Source organism: Sphingomonas sp. SP6 (assembly GCF_058313435.1).
Window position 1 is genome coordinate 489984 of record NZ_JBZFLG010000002.1, and the last position, 20318, is coordinate 510301.

At 65.2% G+C, this 20318-nt stretch carries 15 protein-coding genes and 1 tRNA gene; 8 read left to right on the plus strand and 8 right to left on the minus strand.

Translation table 11 applies throughout. The features are described from left to right. Positions 1-101 precede the first annotated feature (101 nt). The 4 genes from AC4GYY_RS08065 to AC4GYY_RS08080 all read left to right on the plus strand — a co-directional run bounded on the left by AC4GYY_RS08065 (position 102) and on the right by AC4GYY_RS08080 (position 7125). Complete coding sequence (locus AC4GYY_RS08065; RefSeq protein ID WP_491119754.1) at positions 102-2468, plus strand: DEAD/DEAH box helicase; 2367 nt, start codon at positions 102-104, stop codon at positions 2466-2468. Beyond that, complete coding sequence (locus AC4GYY_RS08070; RefSeq protein ID WP_491119755.1) at positions 2465-3781, plus strand: ParB N-terminal domain-containing protein; 1317 nt, start codon at positions 2465-2467, stop codon at positions 3779-3781. Before AC4GYY_RS08065 ends, AC4GYY_RS08070 begins: the two co-directional genes overlap by 4 nt. Positions 3782-3861: 80 nt before the next feature. Further along, positions 3862-5208, plus strand: coding sequence for an AlbA family DNA-binding domain-containing protein (locus tag AC4GYY_RS08075; protein ID WP_491119756.1), 1347 nt, complete (start codon positions 3862-3864; stop codon positions 5206-5208). Between the two features lie 84 nt (positions 5209-5292). After that, on the plus strand, positions 5293-7125 hold the full coding sequence (locus AC4GYY_RS08080; RefSeq protein ID WP_491119757.1) for a DUF262 domain-containing protein: 1833 nt from the start codon (positions 5293-5295) through the stop codon (positions 7123-7125). 111 nt (positions 7126-7236) lie between these two features. Here AC4GYY_RS08080 and AC4GYY_RS08085 read toward each other — a convergent pair whose 3' ends face one another. Beyond that, entirely contained in the window at positions 7237-8103 is an 867-nt protein-coding gene (locus AC4GYY_RS08085; RefSeq protein ID WP_491119758.1) for a LysR family transcriptional regulator, read from the minus strand. 93 nt (positions 8104-8196) lie between these two features. On the opposite strand from AC4GYY_RS08085, the gene AC4GYY_RS08090 reads away from it, so the two are divergent. Genes AC4GYY_RS08090 through AC4GYY_RS08100 form a run of 3 tightly spaced genes read left to right on the plus strand, consistent with a single transcriptional unit; the run spans position 8197 to position 10361 of the window. Further along, complete coding sequence (locus tag AC4GYY_RS08090; protein WP_491119759.1) at positions 8197-8619, plus strand: VOC family protein; 423 nt, start codon at positions 8197-8199, stop codon at positions 8617-8619. A gap of 6 nt (positions 8620-8625) precedes the next feature. Continuing rightward, positions 8626-9654, plus strand: a complete 1029-nt coding sequence (locus tag AC4GYY_RS08095; protein ID WP_491119760.1) for a homoserine dehydrogenase — start codon at positions 8626-8628, stop codon at positions 9652-9654. Next, positions 9651-10361, plus strand: coding sequence for a glutamine amidotransferase (locus AC4GYY_RS08100; RefSeq protein ID WP_491119761.1), 711 nt, complete (start codon positions 9651-9653; stop codon positions 10359-10361). The genes AC4GYY_RS08095 and AC4GYY_RS08100 overlap by 4 nt, the downstream gene beginning before the upstream one ends. An 11-nt stretch (positions 10362-10372) precedes the next feature. Here the strand turns inward: AC4GYY_RS08100 and AC4GYY_RS08105 are convergent, their stop codons facing one another. The 6 genes from AC4GYY_RS08105 to AC4GYY_RS08130 form a co-directional block, all read right to left on the minus strand. Next, on the minus strand, positions 10373-11257 hold the full coding sequence (locus tag AC4GYY_RS08105) for a DJ-1/PfpI family protein (RefSeq protein ID WP_491119762.1): 885 nt from the start codon (positions 11255-11257) through the stop codon (positions 10373-10375). Continuing rightward, on the minus strand, positions 11254-13398 hold the full coding sequence (locus tag AC4GYY_RS08110) for a TonB-dependent siderophore receptor (RefSeq protein ID WP_491119763.1): 2145 nt from the start codon (positions 13396-13398) through the stop codon (positions 11254-11256). The genes AC4GYY_RS08105 and AC4GYY_RS08110 overlap by 4 nt, the downstream gene beginning before the upstream one ends. Before the next feature lie 265 nt (positions 13399-13663). Beyond that, complete coding sequence (locus AC4GYY_RS08115; RefSeq protein WP_491119764.1) at positions 13664-14131, minus strand: YybH family protein; 468 nt, start codon at positions 14129-14131, stop codon at positions 13664-13666. A 66-nt stretch (positions 14132-14197) separates the two neighbouring features. Further along, a complete protein-coding gene (locus AC4GYY_RS08120; protein ID WP_491119765.1) occupies positions 14198-15010 on the minus strand; it encodes a DJ-1/PfpI family protein in 813 nt (270 codons plus the stop codon). Positions 15011-15646: 636 nt separating this feature from the next. Continuing rightward, entirely contained in the window at positions 15647-17677 is a 2031-nt protein-coding gene (locus tag AC4GYY_RS08125; RefSeq protein ID WP_491119766.1) for a beta-L-arabinofuranosidase domain-containing protein, read from the minus strand. A gap of 274 nt (positions 17678-17951) precedes the next feature. Beyond that, positions 17952-19025 carry a GlxA family transcriptional regulator gene (locus AC4GYY_RS08130; protein WP_491119767.1) on the minus strand — a complete coding sequence of 358 codons (1074 nt, stop codon included), beginning with the start codon at positions 19023-19025 and terminating at the stop codon, positions 17952-17954. Positions 19026-19233: 208 nt separating this feature from the next. On the opposite strand from AC4GYY_RS08130, the gene AC4GYY_RS08135 reads away from it, so the two are divergent. After that, positions 19234-19761, plus strand: coding sequence for a RidA family protein (locus AC4GYY_RS08135; RefSeq protein WP_491119768.1), 528 nt, complete (start codon positions 19234-19236; stop codon positions 19759-19761). A gap of 294 nt (positions 19762-20055) precedes the next feature. On the opposite strand, the gene AC4GYY_RS08140 is transcribed toward AC4GYY_RS08135, so the two are convergent. After that, a tRNA-Thr gene (locus AC4GYY_RS08140) sits at positions 20056-20130 on the minus strand. Positions 20131-20318 lie beyond the last annotated feature (188 nt).

The window sequence follows — 20318 nt, forward strand, 5'->3', positions numbered from 1 at the left end:
ATTCGGGGTCTAGCGCCACAAAATCGACAGCGCAAGCCCATGAATGTCGAAATTACGAAATCACTTGAAAGTTCCATTTTTCTGAAATAGACGATTGGGCAATGGCTCGCTTCACCGTCTCTCACCCTATCGTCCGCAAGCTGATCGACGATATGCTCGTTCCGGGCTATATCGCCGTCGGCAACATCGCGGCGCTCACCCGCGAGCTCAACGACACGCTCGAGCGCCTTGGCGAAAGCGGCCGCATCCACGCCAATCGCGTACATGCACTTCTCTCGGAAGACGTTGCCCGCGGTGTGAACCAGAGCTCCGTCGACCTGCTCCAGGCGGCGGCAAAGGCAAACCCGTGGGCCACCGACGCAGCCAGCGAATCCGAACTTTCGGAATTTCGGAATCGGGCGGCGCCGCTGCTCAAGACCGGTCTAGATCTGGCTACGGTTTCCGATCAGATCGGCGTCCCCGCGGCCGTGCTGGCGCGCGCCGTCAAGTCGGAGCAGATCATGGCACCGGCGCCTCCGGCGAACCCGGATGGCCCCGACTGGTCGTTCCAGGATGTCGCCGTCGAACGCTGCATGGACGCGATGCGCCGCCGGCCACGGGTGAACGTCGGCCTGGTGCTGCCGACGGGCGCGGGAAAGACGCGGACCGCGCTGCGCATCATCCTCGAGAAGCTGGCCGACAGCCCCGTCGCTGACACGCGCGCGATCTGGGTGACCCACAGGCACAACCTCAAGTCCCAGGCGTTCCGCGAATTGGGCAAGCTGGTGGACCAGTGCCCGCCCGGGTTGCCGGCCGACGCAGCCGACCTCGCGGACCGCATCGATTTCGCAATGCTCAGCGAGGTGCCGACGCTGCTCGCCCGGGGGACGCCGGCCATCGTCATCGTGGACGAGGCCCACCACGCCGCGGCGCCGACGTATCGCGAGATCTTCGATAAGAAGTCGTCCTATCCGGTTCTCCTCCTGACGGCGACGCCCGTGCGCATGGACGAGAAGCCGATCTTCATCGACGAGATCGCCTTCACGATAACCTACCGTGAGCTCGCCGAGCGGCATGCGATCATCGTGCCCGACTTCGAGCCGCTGAAGGTGGGCTCGCTCGATCTTGGCGATCCCGAAGTCATCACGCTGATCGCGACGCGCATCGTCGACGAGACGGCCAGCCGCTTCCGCAAGACCCTCGTCATCGCCTCGCGAATCGAACACGTCGAAGCCATCTATGCGCGGGTCCTCGAGATCCTCGACACCAGGATCGATCATCCGGTCGGACCTGGTGATGTCGGATTCATCCATGGCCGGGACAATTCCCACGGGCTCGGACAGGATCCGCTCCTGGCCCTGTTCGCGGGGAAGCCGCGCGCCATACTGGTGTCCGCCCAGATGCTGCTGGAAGGCTTCGACGACCCCGCGATCGACTCCGTGGTGATCACCTACCGCACGGAAAGCGTGATCAAGCTCATGCAGGCGGCCGGACGCTGCGTCCGCCACGCGCCCGGCAAGCGCCGCGCCTGGGTCCTGCAGGTCGACAACCCCGCCTTGTCCTACCGGTTCGACCAACGCTGGCTGTACGAGGACATCAGCGACCGGCCGCGACCGATCCTGATCGATCTCGAATACGCCAATCGCGACGAGTTGGAGCGCGGCATCTCCGACCTCATGACCAAGCACCATGTCGACCCCGGCAACGCGCGCCGCGTGATGGCGGCGCTCGCCGACGTGGAGCTGGAGGAGGAGCCGCGTCTGATGCTCTACGGGCTGCCCTATTTCGGCAAGGCGTCGAAGTTCGACGAGGCGCCCTGGGGGGCGTTCCTGGAGACGAGCTCGAACACCGACACGTTCCGTGCCCTCTTCAATCGCTACTGCGCAATCCCCGGCGACCATCCGGACGCGCGCGAGTTCGTCGACGCGATGGGTCCGAAGTTCGGCCTGCAACCCAGCGCCACCCGCCTCCGCCGCGACCTCATCGAGGTGATCGGCGCCCTGATGTTCGCCCTCGACGAGACGGCCGATCAGAACGGGCCGACCCTCAAGAGCCGGAACTACACCACGAACGGCGCTACCACCTTCCTGCGATACGCGATCTCGCACTACAGGAACCTGATCCCGAGAGCGCTCGAGGACTTCCTCGCGGACTGTCACAACGGCAGCTCCATCGCGGCGACCTACTCGGAAGACCCAGCGGCCTCGGCGCTGGCCATCAAGGTCGCACTGCCCATCGCCGGCTTCGAGGCCCGGCTGCTGTCGCCCGAAGACACCGAGATATTCACTGGATGGCTGGACACCATCGCGGACGTCCTGCGCGCCGTCGAGCCATCCCGCCAGCTGGCGCGCCTCACCGTCCTGCGTTCGGAATTGCCGTCGCCCCCGCTGCCACCGATCCATCTCGAGCGCGCAGAGAGCATGATCGGCGAGGCCGGCCGACGGAAGCTCACACTCGATCTCACGGAACTACAGGAGCAACGCAAATGACCCCCGGCACCGACCCATCCTACCTATCACCGCCCGAGGACATCGACCTCAGCAAGATGTTCGTCGATCCCAACAATCCGCGGATCACGCCCGACGAGCCGCCGGGCTACGCAGACCCCGCGCAGCTGTTCGACCCCGAGCGCCAAGCGGCGCTCATCCTGCGCACCTACGAAGTCTACAACGCGGGAAAGCTGGAATCCTCGATCATCGACCAGGGATGGGTTCCGGTCGACCCGATCCTTGTCTGGAAGGACCCAAAGACCGACCGCTACGTCGTCGTCGAGGGCAACACGCGCACGTCGGTGCTGAAGACCGTGCGCCAGCGACTGCCACGCGAGGTCGAGAAGCTGGAGAAGCTGCGCCGCGGACAGGGCGGTGGCTTCCCCGCACCCGAACTGAGCCGGCAGGAACGCCATGTCGAGAAGATCAAGGACCTGATCGCGAAGACCGAGAAGGTGAAGGTCTTCCCCGTTAAGGCCGAGACGGCCGCGGAGCTGACGCAGATCCTGCCGCGTCTTCACGGCGTGCGGCACGTCGCCCCGGCCCAGGGCTGGGGCCCGCACGCGGTGGGTCTCTACATCATGTCGCTCTACCAGGAGCGGTTCCGCGCCCAGTTCCCGGACGAGGAGCTGCGGATCGACGACGGCATCCTCGCGCAGATCGCCGAGATCCTGCCGCGCAAAAAGGACGACATCCGTCGTAACATCCAAGCGTCGTCGGCTTTCGGTCACTTCCGTGCCAACTTCGACGATCGCGTCCAGGCTGCAGGGAACCAGCTGACCGCGTCGGACCAATACTTCTTCGAGCAGATCCTGGACCACCAGGTCTCGAGGACGGCGTTCGAGTTCGGCAACACCGACCTCCACCTCAGCGAGAAGGGTGAGGAAGCGCTCTTTCTGTGGGCGTTCAGCAAGAAGCGCAACCGGAAGAAGACCGACGACGACGACGATCCGAACGTCTTCCAGAAGGCCGAGGACATGCGGGTCTGGCAGCGGATCGCCAACTACGACGCCAAGAATTCTACGACGAGCTTCGCGAAGCGGCTCAATGTCGAGGAGCCGAGCGACGCGACGCCGGTCAAGGAGATCGAAGCCGAGGTCCGGCTGCATCGTGGTAAGAGCAAGCCGATCAAGACCCTCACCGACCTGCTCGAGACCATGAAGGAGTTCAAGGCGGACGCGCTGATCGACCAGGCCGCCCACATCCGTCCGCTGCTGAAGGAGGTCGAGAAGCAGGCCCTTCGGTTTGTCGCCATGCTGGACGCCGTGAAGGCCGACGAGCAGGACGAAGACGACGAGGATTCGGGGGAATAGGGCCGGCAAGGACGGACGCCCCGGACTGGTAGCCAGGCTGGGGCGGACGCGCTGCGGAGAGCGATATGGCTGTAGGACCTGTGGCGGGCGCGATCCTTCGGGATCTCGTCAACGGGAATCTCGAAACCCCGGACGTCGAGTACAAGAACTGGCTGGACCTGACCGACGACGTGGCGCGCGCCAACACCGCGCGTCACATCTGCGCCCTGGCGAACTACGGAGGCGGGCATCTCGTGTTCGGGTTCGAGGACGACGGAACGCAGAGCGAGCCCCGGCCCGATAGCCTGACCCGTTACAACCAGGACGTCATCAACGGCATAGTCGACCGCTACCTCGTGCCCCCGGTGCACTGCGCGGTCCACATCGTCGCCGCCGCGAACGGCCGGGAATTTCCGGTGGTGCGAGTTCCAGGCCATGGCGCACAGCCCATCTGCGCCAAGCGCGACGGGCCGCAGGTGAAGGGTCGGCCCGAAGGCATCCGCAAGGGGGTGCACTATCTCAGGGTGTCAGGACCGAAGAGCCAGCCGATCGAGACGCCCGAGCTATGGCGCGACGTCATCCGCCGGTGTGTCATCGCTGAGCGCGACGGACTGCTCGGGTCGATAAGCCGCCTCTTCGACCAGCCGACGGGGACGCGTCCTGAATCCGATCTGTCGCCATTCGTCGACGCGGCGCTCAAGGATTGGGCGGGGATCGCCGCGCCGGCTTGGCCGGTGAGCCACAGCTCGAACAGGGCCGCGTTCGGGTTCAAGCTGCTCACCTCCGACGGTGGGAGCCCGGCGGCGCTGCCGGTCGGCGATCTCCGCGATCGGATCAGGGCGGCCGGGTTCACCGCGTCGGACGAAGTGAACGACGGGCTGGTTCCGTTCGAGGTGAGCTGGTCCGAGCAGACGCGACCGACGGTCGCGGTCTTCGGCGATGTAGACGGCCTCGAGAGCAGGCGAGCGGCATTCGAACCGGACGATCTGGCCGGGCTGTGGCGCGTCACCGCGGACGGGAAAGGCGTCGACGTAACCGTCTTTGCGGAGGATCTGCCCCGGCTGCGCGCATCGATTGAAAGGTCGGGCACGCGCAAGTGGCCCGCCGGTGGGCGCATGTCGCCGCGATTCCAGATCCAGCACGTGGCCCAGCGCCTGGCGTTCGTCCGGTTAATTGCGGAAGCCTTTCAGGCCGAGGACTGCGAGCTGGTCGTCGACTTCGCCGGACTTTCCGGCCGCGTGGTCGACGAGCTCACCTCGCCCTACTACAGCAGGTCATACACGGCTGCGACAGCGGGTCGGAGGATCGCCATCACCGTGCCGGTCTCAAACCTGGGCGCCGAGCTCGCCAGCACGACAGCTGCGCTCGTCGGACCGATCTTCAGGCTGTTCGACGGTTGGGACGTCAATGCCGACTACGTCGCAGCCGAACTGGCGAAACCTCGCTAGCGAGGACGTTGATGAAGTTGGGCAGATGCTCCAATATGCCCCTGGCGGCTCTTTGAGCTCGGTAGGGCATTGGGGAGAGAGTCGGTGGGTATCAAGCCGGATCAGCTATCTATCAGGACGCTGTTCGAGCAGAAGCACACCTTCGCCGTGCCGAAGTACCAGCGGGGATACGCCTGGGACGACCAAGCGGTATCCGACTTCATAAGCGACATCAGGCGGTGCCTCGCGAGACGGGTGGAAGGCGGCAAGCTGAACCACTTCTTCGGCGGCATCGTGACGGTGCCGAACGCGCTCGGCGATTCCAGCCGTTCGAACTATGAGATCATTGACGGCCAGCAGCGGCTGGCATCCTTCGTCCTGCTCATCGGGGCGCTCGTCGCGCAGATGCGGAACGTCCTTGGTGACCTGACCAAGAAGGCCAAGCCTTCCGACGAGGAGGCGAAGGCTAGCGCGTTCCTCACCAACACTATGGACACGCTCACGAAGCTGTACCTGCACTACCGCGACAGCATCGCGCTCGAGTACGTCGACGTCCCCAAGCTCACGCTCTCGCAGGCTGACCGCGACTTCTTCATATCGCTACTCGACGGCAAGTCGCCGACCAGTGAGCGCGCCTCCCACGAACGGCTGCAGACGGCGTGGGACCTGCTCACCGAATTCGTGAAGGAGGCGCTCTTGTCGGGTGGCCTCGCGACGAGCGCGGAGCACATCAAGCTGCTGGCCGAGCGCGTCCTTGGCGAAGACTGCACCGTCATCTTCATGTCGTCGGACACCCGATCGGAGGCCTACCAGATCTTCCAGGTCCTGAACGACCGGGGCGTCCAGCTTACAGACAGCGACCTCCTGCGCGCCCGCACGATGGAGCTCCTGGACGCAGGCGCCTTCGCCGATACCCAGGAGAAGCTGGCAAGCGCCTGGGACGAGGTGCTCGCGTATGAACCGGGTGCGATCGATACCTATCTGAAGTGGTATTACTCCAGCCACGAGGGAAAGCGCCCGTCGTCGTCCGAGCTCACCGATCAGTTCCTCAAGAACCGGTTCCAGGCGACACCCGACACGACGATGACCAAGGCGCTCGCCGGGAGCATCGTCGAGGAAGTCGACCGGATGGACGCCGCGTTCGCGCTGCTGGAGGACATGGGCGACGGCAACTGGCCGTATTCGAAGGACAAGAAGACCGTGCAGTGGGAGCGGGAGCGGCTCCGGATGCTGGTCACGCACCTGAAGCACACGAACGCGATGCCACTGCTCCTCGCATTGCGGGAGCTCGAGTCCACCAGGTTCGCCGAAGCGGTCGCCATGCTCGAGCGGTTCGTGTTCCGCTACAAGACGATCGGGAACGCGCACATCAGCCCGATGACCGACCTGTACCTGCGGCACGCCAAGAAGATCCGGGAGAACCCCGCGACCTTTAAGGTCGGGGCGCTCCGCAGCGAGCTGACCGCGCTTGCCGACAAGATGGTGCCGTTAGACCTGTTCGAAGCCAGCCTCCGGCAGCTGCGATACAACAAGCGAGGAGGGAACGGGCACATCCGCTACCTGCTCATCGCCCTCGAGGACTACCGCGCATGGTTCGACAAGGGTCCGAGCGCGGTTCCCAAGTGCAGGAACAAGTCTGCCATACTCGACTTCTCCAACACCACGCTGGAACACATCTACCCCAGGTCGGCCAAGCCCAACGATAAGGTCGCCGCACTCGAGCCGCTCAAGGACACTCTCGGCAACCTCGCGATCTTCGGACCGGACGACAACGACGCTCTCGCCAACAAGCCGTTCCCGGAGAAGAAGCCGATGCTCGCGAAGTCGAACGTGTCTCTGAACCGCGACGTCGGCGCTACGCCCTCCTGGACGAAAGCCACCGTCGAGAGGCGGACCAGCAACCTGATCGCGATGGCCTTGAAGGTGTTCGTCCCCTGAGGACCTGCTCGGCAGCCGCTTCATGTCCGCGGCGGGCGATTTCGTCGGCCTTGCCGCCTCACCCCGTCGCAGCCGCGTAGAGCGCGCGTCAGCCGCGCTGCCGCCGGACGATCATGCCTCAGAAAGTTCGGCGAGGTTCTCCATGAACGCCTGCACCGCTTCCGACACAGCCGCCTTGCGGGACAGAACGCCGACCTCTCGGACGATGAGATCGGTTTCGAGCGGGATCGCCCGAACGCCGGCCGGCAGCGTCGAGGAGCTTTCCGTCGCGGGCATGATCGCCACCCCTAGGCCCTTCGCCACCATCGCCACCATCGCCTGCAAGTCATCGATCTCCAGCCATCGCCGCGGCTGAAGCATCGCTGACCGGAACAGTCTCTCGACCTGGCGTCCCCCGAACGAACCCCGCTCATACTGGATGAATGGGTGGAGCTTCAGGATCTGGCGCCAATCGTCGCCCTCCACCCCATGCGACACAAGCATCACGTAGCTCTCGCGGATCAGCGGTCGCCACACGAGATCGTCGGGTAGCCTGATCGAAGGCCGTACCTGGATCGCCAAGTCGATCTCACCCGCATCGACCTGGTTCATCAGATGAAGCGAGAGACCAGGGACGACATGGACCCCGTACAGAGGGTAGCGTGCGCGGAATGGCACGAGGGCCCTTGCCACGATCGTCGACTGAGCCGACGCGATCGCTCCAACCTTCAGGATGCCAGAGGTCTCCTCGGGCGACGTATCATCACCCAGGGCCTCGAAGCGCGAAACGAGATCCTGCGCGCGAGCCAGCGTCCTCGCCCCAGCCGCGTTCAGCGTCGCCGAACGCCCGGTGCGGTCGAACAACGGAAACCCGAGAGCGAGTTCGAGCCGACGGATATGCCCGCTGACCGCAGCCTGCGTCAGGCCGATCTGCTCGCCCGCACCAGCAAATGTCCCGTAGCGCGCGACAGCGATGAGGGAGCGCAACTCAATGATCATACCATAACATAACGTGATGCTCGAAGAAACGAAATATCGTTATTACTGATGAATCTTCACCGGTAGGACCGTCTGCGACTTCAGGAGGATACGATGACCCCGGTATGCCCCTTCCACCTTGCGTTCCCCGTGCACGACCTGTCCGCCGCGCGGTCGTTCTACGGCGGGTTACTGGGATGCAGTGAGGGGCGTAGCGCTTCCGATTGGGTCGACTTCAACTTCTACGGTCATCAGATCGTCGCTCATGTCTCCTCTGTGGAGACCGCGTCCGCGCCGACGAACCCTGTGGACGGACGTCGTGTTCCCATCCGGCATTTCGGAGCGGTCCTCCCGATGGCGACCTGGCGGGAGGCGGCGGAAGCGCTGACCAGAGCTGGCACGGACTTCATCATCGCCCCGTATCTGCGGTTCGAAGGTATGCCGGGCGAGCAGGCGACGATGTTCTTCGAAGATCCCAGCGGCAACGCCATCGAACTCAAGGCGTTCGCCGATCCCGACCAGCTGTTCGCCCGGTAGACGGGTATGGATGAGAGCCTTCGGTCATGCCGCGTCGCCATAGCCGGTTTCGGCAACGTCGGCAGGGCGGTCGCGTCACTCCTGATGGAGCGCCGGGAGCGCTATCGGACGCTGCACGGAGCGGATGTGCGCCTCGTGTCGGTGTGCGGATCCGCCACGGGGGTCGCCAACACCCGAGGCCTGACCATCGACGACCTCGACAGGCTCCAGCCCGGCATGACCGGGCCCGACTTCGTCCGTTCGAGCAACCCGGACGTTCTGATCGAAGCCGGGCCGAGCGACTTCCGCACCGGAGGGCCTGGGTTGCCCTACATCCATGCGGCACTCGCCGATGGCTGCGACGCCATAGTCATCTCGAAGGGGGCGCTCGTGTTAGACGGCTCCGCCTTGCGCGATGCCGCCCGCGCATCCGGCGCACTCCTGAAGATCAGTGGAGCGACGGCCGCCGCCCTGCCCACGATCGATCTGATCCGTCACAGTCTCGCGGGTTGCGAATTGCTGCACGTCGAGGGGATCCTGAATGCGACGACGAACTACCTGCTCGACGCGATGATGAAGCGGGGTGTCGGCATAGACGAGGCGCTCGCCGAAGCGCAGGCCGGCGGCTTCGCCGAACGGGACCCCCGTAATGACGTCGAAGGATGGGACACCGCCTGCAAACTCCTCCTCCTCGCCAACTTCGGACTCGGCGCGGACCTCTCGATGGACGATATCGCCGTCGAAGGCATCCAGTCGGTCACGGCCTCCGACATCGCAGGCTGGCGCACGGCCCGCGTCGTGCCGAGGCTTATCGGCAGCCTGGCCTGCGATGGCGGCGAAATGCGGGCGTCAGTTGAGATCCGATGCTTCTGCGCCGACGACCCATTCGCGCGGGTGGTTGGAAAGGGGAAGGCCATACGGGTCGTCACCGCCGAGATGGGGGAGACCGTCACGATGAGCTCAGCATCCGAACCCACCGCAACGGCGGCCGCTGCGCTGAAGGACCTGGAGCATGTCCTCATCGCGCGGGCGTCAAGCGGGCCATCAGCGTCATGAGCGCCGGGCCATCGCGCACCGCGCAGGCCATCCGACACCTCTCGTTCGAGGACCTCGGAAGCCTGGCCGGGCCATTGCAGCGGGCAGGCTACGCGATCGAGTATATCGACGCCGCGCAGGCGGATCTCGCCTCCCTAGATCCACTTGGGGCCGATCTCCTCGTCATCCTGGGCGGGCCGATCGGCGTGTACGACAGCGTGGCCTACCCCATCCTGTCGATCGAGCTGGCCCTGCTGCAGGCCCGGCTCGCGGCCGATCTGCCGACACTCGGGATCTGCCTTGGTGCGCAACTCATCGCCGCAGCGCTCGAGGCGCGTGTCTACCCCGGGCCGGGCAAGGAGATCGGCTGGTCGACACTCGACCTGACCGAGGAAGGGAGCCGAAGCCCCATCAGAAACCTCGCGGCGACGCCGGTCCTCCACTGGCATGGTGATACCTTCGACCTACCCACGGGCTGCGACCATCTCGCGTCAACCGCGCGGTGTCGGCATCAGGCGTTTTCGAGGGGACCGAACCTGCTCGCCCTTCAATTCCACGTCGAACCAGTCGCGGGGTCGATCGAGCAGTGGTTGCTCGGCCACGCTGTCGAACTGGCTGTCTCAGGCATCGACCCCGCGGTCCTCAGGGCGGACTCGTCGCGGTATGCCCGACCGCTGGAAGCAGCCGCGCAGGCGATGATCGCGGAGTGGCTGGCGAACCTGAAATAACCAGCGGCACCTCACTTTTCTGAAGCCGCGGCGCGACCCGACCCGGTCGTCGTCCGAGCCGATCCCAATCCCAACCGGCTGGCTGCGGCGCCGACGGCAGCGTCGACCTGCGCATCCATCACCTTCAAGCGATCGTTCAACTGCGCCACGCGCTTCGGTCCAGCCTCTTCGGGTGTCCCATTCCTGAAAGGCGGCTCCGGGGCGTATTCCATGATCAGCTGCACCCGTCGCGCGGCCTCCTCATCCTTCAGGTGTGAAGCGAGCGTGAGGCCGAAGTCGATCCCGGCGGTGACGCCCCCGCCGGTCATCCGGTTCCGGTCGATGACGATCCTCCTATCGACATGCCGCGCGCCCATCCGAGGCAGATGGTGGGCGACCTGCCAATGCGCAGTCGCGTCGTAGCCCCTCAGCAGCCCCGCAGCCGCCAGCGCGAGGCCGCCGGTGCACACGCTCGTCACCCACTTCGCGCGCGAGCCACGATCCGCGAGGAAGGCCATCACCGCAGGATCGTTCATGCAATCGACCGTTCCCAGCCGACCGCCGGGCACGAAGAGCACGTCCACATACGCTGGCACCTCATCGAAGGTGTGGGTGGCCGTGATGGGGATGCGGACATCCGTCGAAAGGGGCTTCCTGTCCTTCCAGACGAGCAGCGTGTTGAAGCGCAGGATGCTGAAGACGGTAAGGGGGCCGATCAGGTCGAGTGCGACCATCTTCGGATGCACCAGCATGGCGATCGTCGGCGCGTCGGACGGAATCGCCATCATCTCACGCATGTGCTGGGCAGCGGGGTCATCTTGGCCATGGGCAGAGGCAGGGTGCGCTGCGGCGGTGCCGGCCAGTGCAGCAAGCGCCAGCATCTGCCGTCGATCGAAGGGTGCGGCGAGGTCGGTCATCGGGTTTCTCCAAAGCGGTAGGCGAGGCTGATGGTGGCGCGACGCAGGTTGGCGGCGAAGCAAGTGCCGGCCGAGGGGCAAGCGCCAACGTATCCCTTGTCGAAGACGTTCGAGACGTTGCCCGCGAGCCGCACGGGACCAAGGTCATAGTGGACGGCTACGTCGAAAACCGTGGTGGACGGAACCGGCAGCGTGTTGGAGGCGTCGGCCCAACTCCTACCGACGAAACGCGCACCCGCACCCAAGCCAAGGCCGGGAACAGGCGTTCGCCTCGGCAACGTATAGTCGATGAAGATGGAGGCGCTGGCTTCCGGTGTGGCGGTTGGCGCCTTTCCGAGAATGGCCGCCGGACCCTTGCGATTTCGGACTTCCAGCGCCGTCAGCGCCGCGGTTAGCCTGAGCGTTGCTACTGGGCGGGCCTGAACTTCGAACTCGAAGCCGCGTGAGCGGACCAATCCGAGCTGACTCTGGTTGGTCGGAAAGCCCGACACGGGATTCGACACCAGAAGACCGTCGCGCTCGATCGAGAAGATCGAGGCTGACGCGATCAGCGGGATTCCTCGCGCTTCGTATTTGAGCCCAGCTTCCCAGGCCTCCCCCGTCTCCGGACGATAAGGGTTTCCGGTTGCCGCCTCCACGCCGATGACCGGGTTGAACGAGGTCGCGTAGCTCGCATAGGGCGCAAGTCCGATCCGCATCACGTAACTGAGGCCGGCCCGGTAGGTCGTCTCGCTGAGCTGCCCCATCGAGGTGGCGGCAGCCGGGCCGTGACTAGTGGTGGCGACCCAGTCCCGGCGCGCGGACAGCATCGCGACGAACCCGCCGAGCGTGGCCCGGTCCTGCACGTACAGGCCGGTCTGGGCGACTGTCTGGTGCAGGGTCGCGGGTGGGCCGAGAGGCGGCAGCGCGACGTTGTATACCGGTGCGAAGATATCGAGACGGGGGGCGGTGCCTTGGCGCTGGACGCTCGCCATGCGCGAGTAGCTGTGGTCGATGCCGGCCGACACGGAGTGGTGCAGGCTGCCCGATGACAACTCGACTGTCAGGCGATTGTCGAAGGTGAGGCTCTCGAGCCGGGCGTCCTGACGCGAGTTGCCGCGATTGAGGTAGTGACGCCCACCCGCCATCACCGGGTTTCCGGAGAACTGGCCAAACAGGCCAGCGTAGATCAGCTCGATCTCAGCGTAGCGGCCGTTGGAGACGAAGTGGACATCGTCATCCAGTTCCGTCGTGAAACCATAGCCCACCTCGATCTGGTCGCGGTCGAAGCGATCGGCGACAGGATCGCTGACGAACAGGTCGATAGGGATCCTCCTTCCGTCCGGCAGAGGCGCGACGAAACCAGCATATGGCAGGAACCCTGTCGGACGGTGCGATCTGTCGCGAGTGAAGCTGCCTCGCAACGTGAGCGAAGTCTCACGGGAAGGATACCAACCCAACGCGACCGAACCATAGCTACGGTTGTCCTGCGCCAACTCGACCTGGGTGTCGCCCCGGCGGACAAGCGCGTTGATCCGCACGGCGATCGTTTCGGACACCGGTCCCCCGAGATCGGCCGAGGCGTAAGCGCTGCCGTATTGATCGGCTCCGGTCTCGATGATCCCGAACGCACGACGCACTGGCGACTTCGACACGATGTTGACGAGCCCGCCGGCGCTGCCACTGCCCGCAAGAACCGACGAGGGGCCCTTGAGGACCTCCAGCCGTTCGACCCCTTCCGCCGGGGTCGTCCAGGAGAGAAACGCGCCTGAATTATGGAGTACCAGGCCGTCCTTGAGGAAGTTCGAATTCGGAAAGCCCCGGATCTGATAGTAGTCGATCCGGGTGTCGCTTCCTGCAGACTGGCTGCGCACGCCGGACGTGTAGTTGAGCGCCTCGGCGATGGTCCGCAGGTTCAATTCATCGATGAGCTCGCTGCCTACGATGGAGATCGCCTGCGGGGTCGATAGTATCGGCGCGAGCGATTTCGTGGCGGAAGCGGACCGGGGAGCGGCTGGCCTGCGGCCAGTGACCACGACGTCATCGCGACCGGACCCTGCGTCCTCCGGGCGTGAGGCTTCCCCGGGATCGGCCCCTTGCGCGAGCGATGCCGATGCCGTGACGGCGCTGGCGAGCAGCGGTAGCAGGATCAGGCCTCTCATCGGTCCCTCAGGTTCTTCGTGAGTCGCGGGGTGCAGCCGTGACGTCGAAGCGTTTCCTCTGCGCTCTGAAGAAGCAGGAGGGATTTCCTCCCTCCTGGCGGGCTGACCGGCCACGCACGCAGACCTGCCTAAGACCAATTCCGCGGTCCCTTTATTCCATGCGGTGGGGCGCCGATTTTCCGACGGTGGAGCGATCGATCAGGCGGCCGCACCTCCACGACCGGGCAAGGGCCGGGAGGTGCGGGAGCCAAGCTCAAAGGCCGGCTTACTGGCCGGGCATCTCGTTGCGCGTCCACATGTCCCGATGGATCCGCCATTCGCCGTCTCTCTTGACCAAGATGAGCACTTGGCGACTCTTCGAGACGAGAACGCCTCCTGCATTGCGGACCTCGACGTCCGCGAGCTCACTGATCGAAGGCCCTTCTCCAAAGACTTCCACGTTCGTGAAGGTGATGCGATGCCCCCGACGCTCCGCCAGCATCTTCTCGAAGTAGCGTCCGATCTCCGCGTGCCCCCTTATGGCATCGGTGCCTTTCGGGAGCAGCTCGGCGTCTTCCGTGTAGAGTGCGACCACTGCCGGGACGTCGCCGCTGTTGAACGCTCGCCCCCAACGATCGGCGAAGGATGGGCCGGCCTTGGCTCCGGTCGGATTGGCGAGCAGACCGGAGGCACCCAGCATCGAGCTAGCGGCGGCCAAGGCGACCACGGCGGCAAGCCGCGTCAATCGGATCATAGAGAAATTCCTTACGTAAGTGGGCATGCACACCGCTTGGCGGAAGCCGACGGTCGCCAGCGGGATTCAGATCCCGGCGGTCGCCGCTTGGACGGGAAAGCGCTTCTTCCAGGCCTCGATGACATTGCGTGGCGCCGTCTCGACGCTTCCGCTGTGGAAGGGTGGCTGGGGCGCATATTCCATCGTGAGCTGTACCATCTGGGCCTCGATAGGCCCTCGCAACTTAGCTCCGAGCGTGAGCGCGAAGTCGATCCCAGCTGTGACGCCACCACCGCTCATGTAGTTGCCGTCGGTGACGACGCGTGCGGCATCCGGGATGGCTCCATATTGCCGCAACAGTGGGCGCTGACCCCACCAGCAGGCACTCCGCTTTCCCTTGAGCAGGCCAGCGTTGCCCAGGACGAGCGATCCGTTGCAGATCGACGTCACGTACCTCGCCTGCGCGGCGAGCCTCCGCAGGCTTTCCTGGATGTCGGCCATCATCACGCGCTTGTGATCGGAGCCACCGGGGACGCACAGGATATGGCAGCTGCGGACGTCGGCGAGCTTGAGCGTGTCGGCCAACGTGATGTCGGTGTCGGACGTGATGGCGCCCCCGTCAGGCGTGGCGACACGGACCTTGACGTTCGGCAGACGGGCAAACACCTCGTTGGCACCCGCGAAATCCTGCAGCGTGAAGCGCGGATAGAGCAGGAAGACGACCTCGATGACCTCCGGCGCCGCGACCTCCGCGGCGATGGCGCCCAGCGGCAGCGCGGCCGCGTAGGCCGCAGCCGCCACGGCCATCCCGCCGACCATGGCCTGTCGGCGCGAAAGATCCATCGCTGGGACCTGCGTGGAATCCTCGAACTGCGAACTCGGGTCGCGCTCATCAGCCATCGGTTCTCTCCTTGCCTCGTCTGGGGGCACGGCCGCTGGGCCGCTGCGCCCATGTATCGTCAGCCCATTCCGACGCTGACGACGCTGTTCCCTCAATTTAGGCCGTCAGCACCGGATGAGCCGCCGAAGGGTCATGGGCGCGACGCGTGCACCCGCGGGCGTCCGCGGATGAGCATCGCGCCGAGAGAAGAAGGATTGTCCGCTGCGGTCGCAGCGCCCGCTCGCCCGCGCTTCGCCGCCTCGCCACCGCGTCACCGTCCCTACCTTGACCATCCAGCAGGTGAGCTGAAAAGCTGCGCACGCAGACTTACCTACGACCAACTCGGCGGTCCTTCGCCCCATGCGGTCGATCAGGGATGCTCACCGAAGTGGGCGCATTCGGTTATGCGTCGTCGAGGGGCCGGACTTGCTCGGCAGGGCCGCCGCCGCGATCCGTTCCAGGCGAGCGCTGATCGGCGGCGTCTGCATGACGGTGCTCGACACGCCCGAAAACTTGTCGAAAGGAGGAGGCTGGCCAAAGAGGTAGCCTGGACCTTCTCTCGGCATCCCGGCCTCGAGTTCGGATCCCGCTTCCTGTTCAAGTGAAGCCGCGGGACGCCTTCTCGAACCCGGGATGAAGAAGGAATGCCAGATTGGCTAGGCCTTCTTCACTACCGGGAAGTTCGTGATCCGCAGCTTCGGCGCGGCGTAGGGCATCAGCACCAGCCGTTCCGCCTTGCCCTCCGCCATCGCCGTCGCAGGGGGCGGGGCGGCGGCGTTGTCCTGTTCGCCCCACGTTGTCGCACTCACGCGATAGCCTTCGGTCACGAGCACCACCGGCGGGCTGCGGCGGGAGAAGGGCACCGGCCCCACCGCGCGCTCGACCCGCTCGATCTTCGCGCCATCGGCCAGCGCAAAGCGCCACTCGGCCTCGGGCAGCACAGCCCAGTCGGCGGTCAGGCCACGGGGGCGCAGCTTGTGCCATTTCTCGGTGATCGGCATCGAGAACACCAACGGCCCCTGTTCGACGAAGGTGCCATGATCGGTCGTCACCCGCCGTGCTTCGGCGGTGAAGGTCAGATCGATACGGTCGCCGGGATGCCATTCGCGGTCGATCTTCGCGAACTGCCCCGGTGTGCCGGCGGCCACCGGCTGGCCGTTGACCTTGAGGCTGGCCGACTTCGCCCAGCCGGGGATGCGCAGCGCGATCGGAAAGCGGGTCGCGCGCGCCGGATCGACGCGCACTGTCACCTGCTCCCGGAACGGATAGTCGGTTTCCTCGCGCAGGCGCACCGGCACGCCGCCGACCTCGGTCGCCACTTCGCAGGGACCATAAATCGCCTTGGCCAATCCGCCATCGGCCGATGCCATCCACAGGCTGGCGACGAGCTTAGGCCAGCCCTGATGGAAGTTGGCGGTGCAGCAGCCGAAATTCGGCTCCAGGCCGAACAGGTTCGAATCCGGTCCGTTGGTAGTCCACGGACCCTTCTCTTCGGCGCAGCGGATCTGGTTGGGCTGCTGGTCGTACTGATGTGCCCACATGTCGTCGGTGAAGGTCGCCTGCAGCGCGTTATAGGCGATGCGCTCGATCCGGTCGCCCAGCGCGGCATCGCCGGTGATCGCCAGACCCAGCTCCAGCGAATACATCGCTTCGACGATCGCGCACAGCTCGACGCCCTGGCTTGGACTGCGGCCCGCCAGATGCTCGTCGGCCGAATAGATGCCGATCGGCAGGCCATGGTAGCGATCGAGTATCGCAAGATGGTTGTGGATCGCCGCGCGGTCCTCGGCCTTGCCGGAGACGACCGCCCATACCGGTGACGCCTTCAGCGCCTGTGCATTGTTGACGCCGTGCAGGCTTTGCGCGTGATCGGCCAAGCCGTTGGCGGTGCCTTCCGCACCGGTCTTGTCGAGACCGACCGACGTCCTGCTCGTCTTGGTGCGATAGGGATAGTTCGGCCCGAACAGCCCCTGCCAGTCAAAGCCCTGCTTCTTCAGCAGATCGGCCAGCTGGAGCAGCCTGGCATCGCCAGTGCGGTTGTAGAGCCACATCACCGTGACGACTTCGTCCTGCCAGCGCGAGCGACCCCAATCGCGGAGCGGACGCTTGGGCATCTCCGCCAGCTGGTGGTGGAAATAGTTGGTCATCACCGGGATGACGCGCGGATCGTCGGTCAGCTCGTGATATTGGGTGAGCACCTTTAGCATCACCATGCGCGGCCACCAGTCGTCGTTGCGGCGCGGGCCGATCATGCCATTGGGGGCGGTGTTGTCGAGCGTCCAATCGATGAACTTCATCGCCTTGGCTTTGAGCGGCTCGGAATCGAGCATCCACGCCAGCGGCACCAGCCCGTCGAGGAAATAGGGGCCGCGCTCCCAGCTTTCGCCTTTGCCGCCCAGCCATCCGCTGTCGGGGCCTAGATCGGGCCAAGTCTCATCGATGCGTCCACCCATGCCGTCGGCCTGGATCTGCAACTGGCGGCGCAGCCAACCCGCCGGTCGCACCGCACCGGTAGGAAGCAGGTAATATGGTTGAGCGTTCAGCGGCGCGCGATTGACGGGAGGAGTCTTCGTCCCGGCTGGCGTCGACTGTGCGGCATCCAGCGGCACGGCGGCGATCGCGGTCGCGACTGCGGCGGTGCCGCCTAAAAAGGTTCGTCGATCGGCGTGGTGATGATGGTAGCCCAAGCGTTCTCTCATGCCCCACGGGTCATTCAATTGAAGCCAGTGTCCGAATACTATGATGAGAAGTAGGACACTTTTCCCTCAAATTAGGCCGTGCATTTCAATGAGCCACTGAGGGACGTGGTAGGACGCCTGATCTTACCGATCCCTTGGCTTCGCATCGCACTAAGAACACGGTCATCCGACGTCGTTGATAGTCCCTACGCTTCGCCATATCGCCACCGCGTCACCGTCCCGACCTTCACCATCGCCGATGCTGGTCATGTGACGCCTAGCGTCAGCCGTGGACCTTGGAACGCTCTCGATCCCGGGCTCTCCGCTCCACCCCCGCCATCCGACGCAAAGCCTGTGGCGGGTGGCCGAAGTTGCGGAGGAAAGCGCGGCGCATGCGCTCAGGGTCGGGGAAACCGACGGTGCGGGCGATCATCTCGACGGGCTCGACCGACGACTCGACTCTGAGCTTGGCCGCCTCGGCCCTCAGCCGCTCCACCGCCTTCGCGGGGGTCGTCCCGGTCTCTGCGAGGAAGGTGCGCCCGAACTGGCGCGTGCTCAGGCATGCGACGCCGGCAAGGGTCTCGACGGACAGCGTCTCGGAGAGATGCTCGCGCATATAGGCAAGGACCTTGCGGACCCTGTCCGTCTCCGGGCTCATCTCGAGCAGTGCGGAAAACTGATCCTGTCCACCAGGCCGGCGGTGGTAGACGACTAGGGACTTGGCGGTGGCCCGGGACACGTCAGACCCCAGGTCGTCCTCGATGAGGGCGAGGGTCATGTCGATGCCCGCCGTCACCCCGGCCGAAGTCCAGATCGCCCCGTCACAGGTGTAGATCCTCGATGCCTCGACCCTGACGAGCGGGAACAGCTTCTGCAACTCGGCCGCGTGCCTCCAGTGAGTCGTCGCGGACCTGCGATCCAGCAGACCGGCACCGGCCAATATGAAGGCGCCTGTGCAGACGCTCGCGACCCGACGGGCTCCAATTGCCACGCGAGACGCCATCGAGCTCCAGTCCCGCGCCAGTTCCATCGGCTGGTCTGTGAGGCCACCCCCAACGACGAGCACAGTGTCGAAACGTCGAGAACCGGCGTTCGCCGTGTCCACGGTCAGCCCGCATGAACTCCTGACGAGGCCTCCGCCCTCCGACAGAACATGGAGACGGTAGCGTGGACCTTCCGGCGACCTGCTCGCGAACTCGAATGCGGACAGGGGCCCGCCGAGGTCCTGTATCTGGAAACCCGGGAAGACGAGCAAGGCGACATCCCTGGGAAGCGTCGGGACGTCGCCGGTCTCAGTCTCCGCCTGCTGAAGGCTGCCTCGCGTCTCGTTGCACCGCGAAAGATCAGTAACTGTCATGGACACGGCCCTTGCGCACTGATGTCTCGTTTGGAGGGAAGAGACATCTTCAGCCATCCGTATGCCCGTCCGGACAGCAAACGAGAACGACTAAGAATCGGATGTCGTAAAGTGAGGGATCAACGTCCGCTCGCATGGGACCGGACAGATCTAGTCCTACGAACCCGGGAGCGACCTCGTTACCGCCCCGCCGATCCGTGAGAAGAGCATGAAGTCCGAACGATCGATCCCGCGGCGTGCGGTCCTCACTCTCGCTGCGGCACTGGGGATCACGCAAGGCGCGCATGGCAAGCGGCAGGACCGGGGCCGAATGCTCCCCTCCTCGGGGAAGGAGGTGCTGAACGTACCGAGCTCCAATCCCATCTTCGGCAAGAGCGTGAACGCCTTCACGCGCTACGGTTACTCGCCGGCGGTGTCAGCGGGCGGATTGCTCTTCATCGCCGGCGTGGTCGGGGCGAGAGCGGACGGATCTATCGCCGACACGATCGAGGAACAGGCCGACCTAATCTTCAAGAGGACGGCCGAGATCCTGCGCCTCGCCGGCCTCTCGATGGCGGACCTCGTCGATGTCACCAGCTACCACGTAGACCTGCCCGAGACGCTCCCAGCCGTCATGCAGGTCAAGCAGAAGCACTTCATCGCACCATACCCGACGTGGAACATCATCGGGGTGGACTCGCTGGCCTCGCCAGCGCTGAAGCTCGAGGTGCGGAGCATCGCGGCGCACCGCAAGTAGGCGGAAGGCCCTGTCGAGGTCGCCCCGCTCGGTGCCTCTTGCCGACGAAGCCGTAGAATGAAGTCAACCGCAACACGCACGACGCCGGCCCGGGCAGGCCGCCGCGTCCACGCGATCCGCATCTTCAAGCCACCTCTGCGCCAGCGCGCTCGGCGCGCCCTCAACGGCGAGCTTCGTGTGATCCCGTGAGGTCCGCGGGACGCTGAACCCGCACGCGATAAAATGCCCGCGTGATGGCTCGGTGATGGCCACCCCCGCGGGGAAAAATCGAATTTCGGCTAAGTCATTGAAAAATGGTGCTGCCGGTGAGGATTGAACTCACGACCTCAGCCTTACCAAGGATGCGCTCTACCACTGAGCTACGGCAGCACGTCCCGCAGCCGCCGGCGTCGGGAGAGCGCGCCTAAGAGACGAGGGGGGCGCGCTTGTCAACCCGCGTGGGCGGGGGCACAGGCCGGATCATGCCCGAAAAGGACGATCGCGCCCAGCGGCTCGCAGCGGCGCTCCGCGACAATCTGCGCAAGCGCAAGGCCCAGGCGCGCTCGACGCCGCGCGCT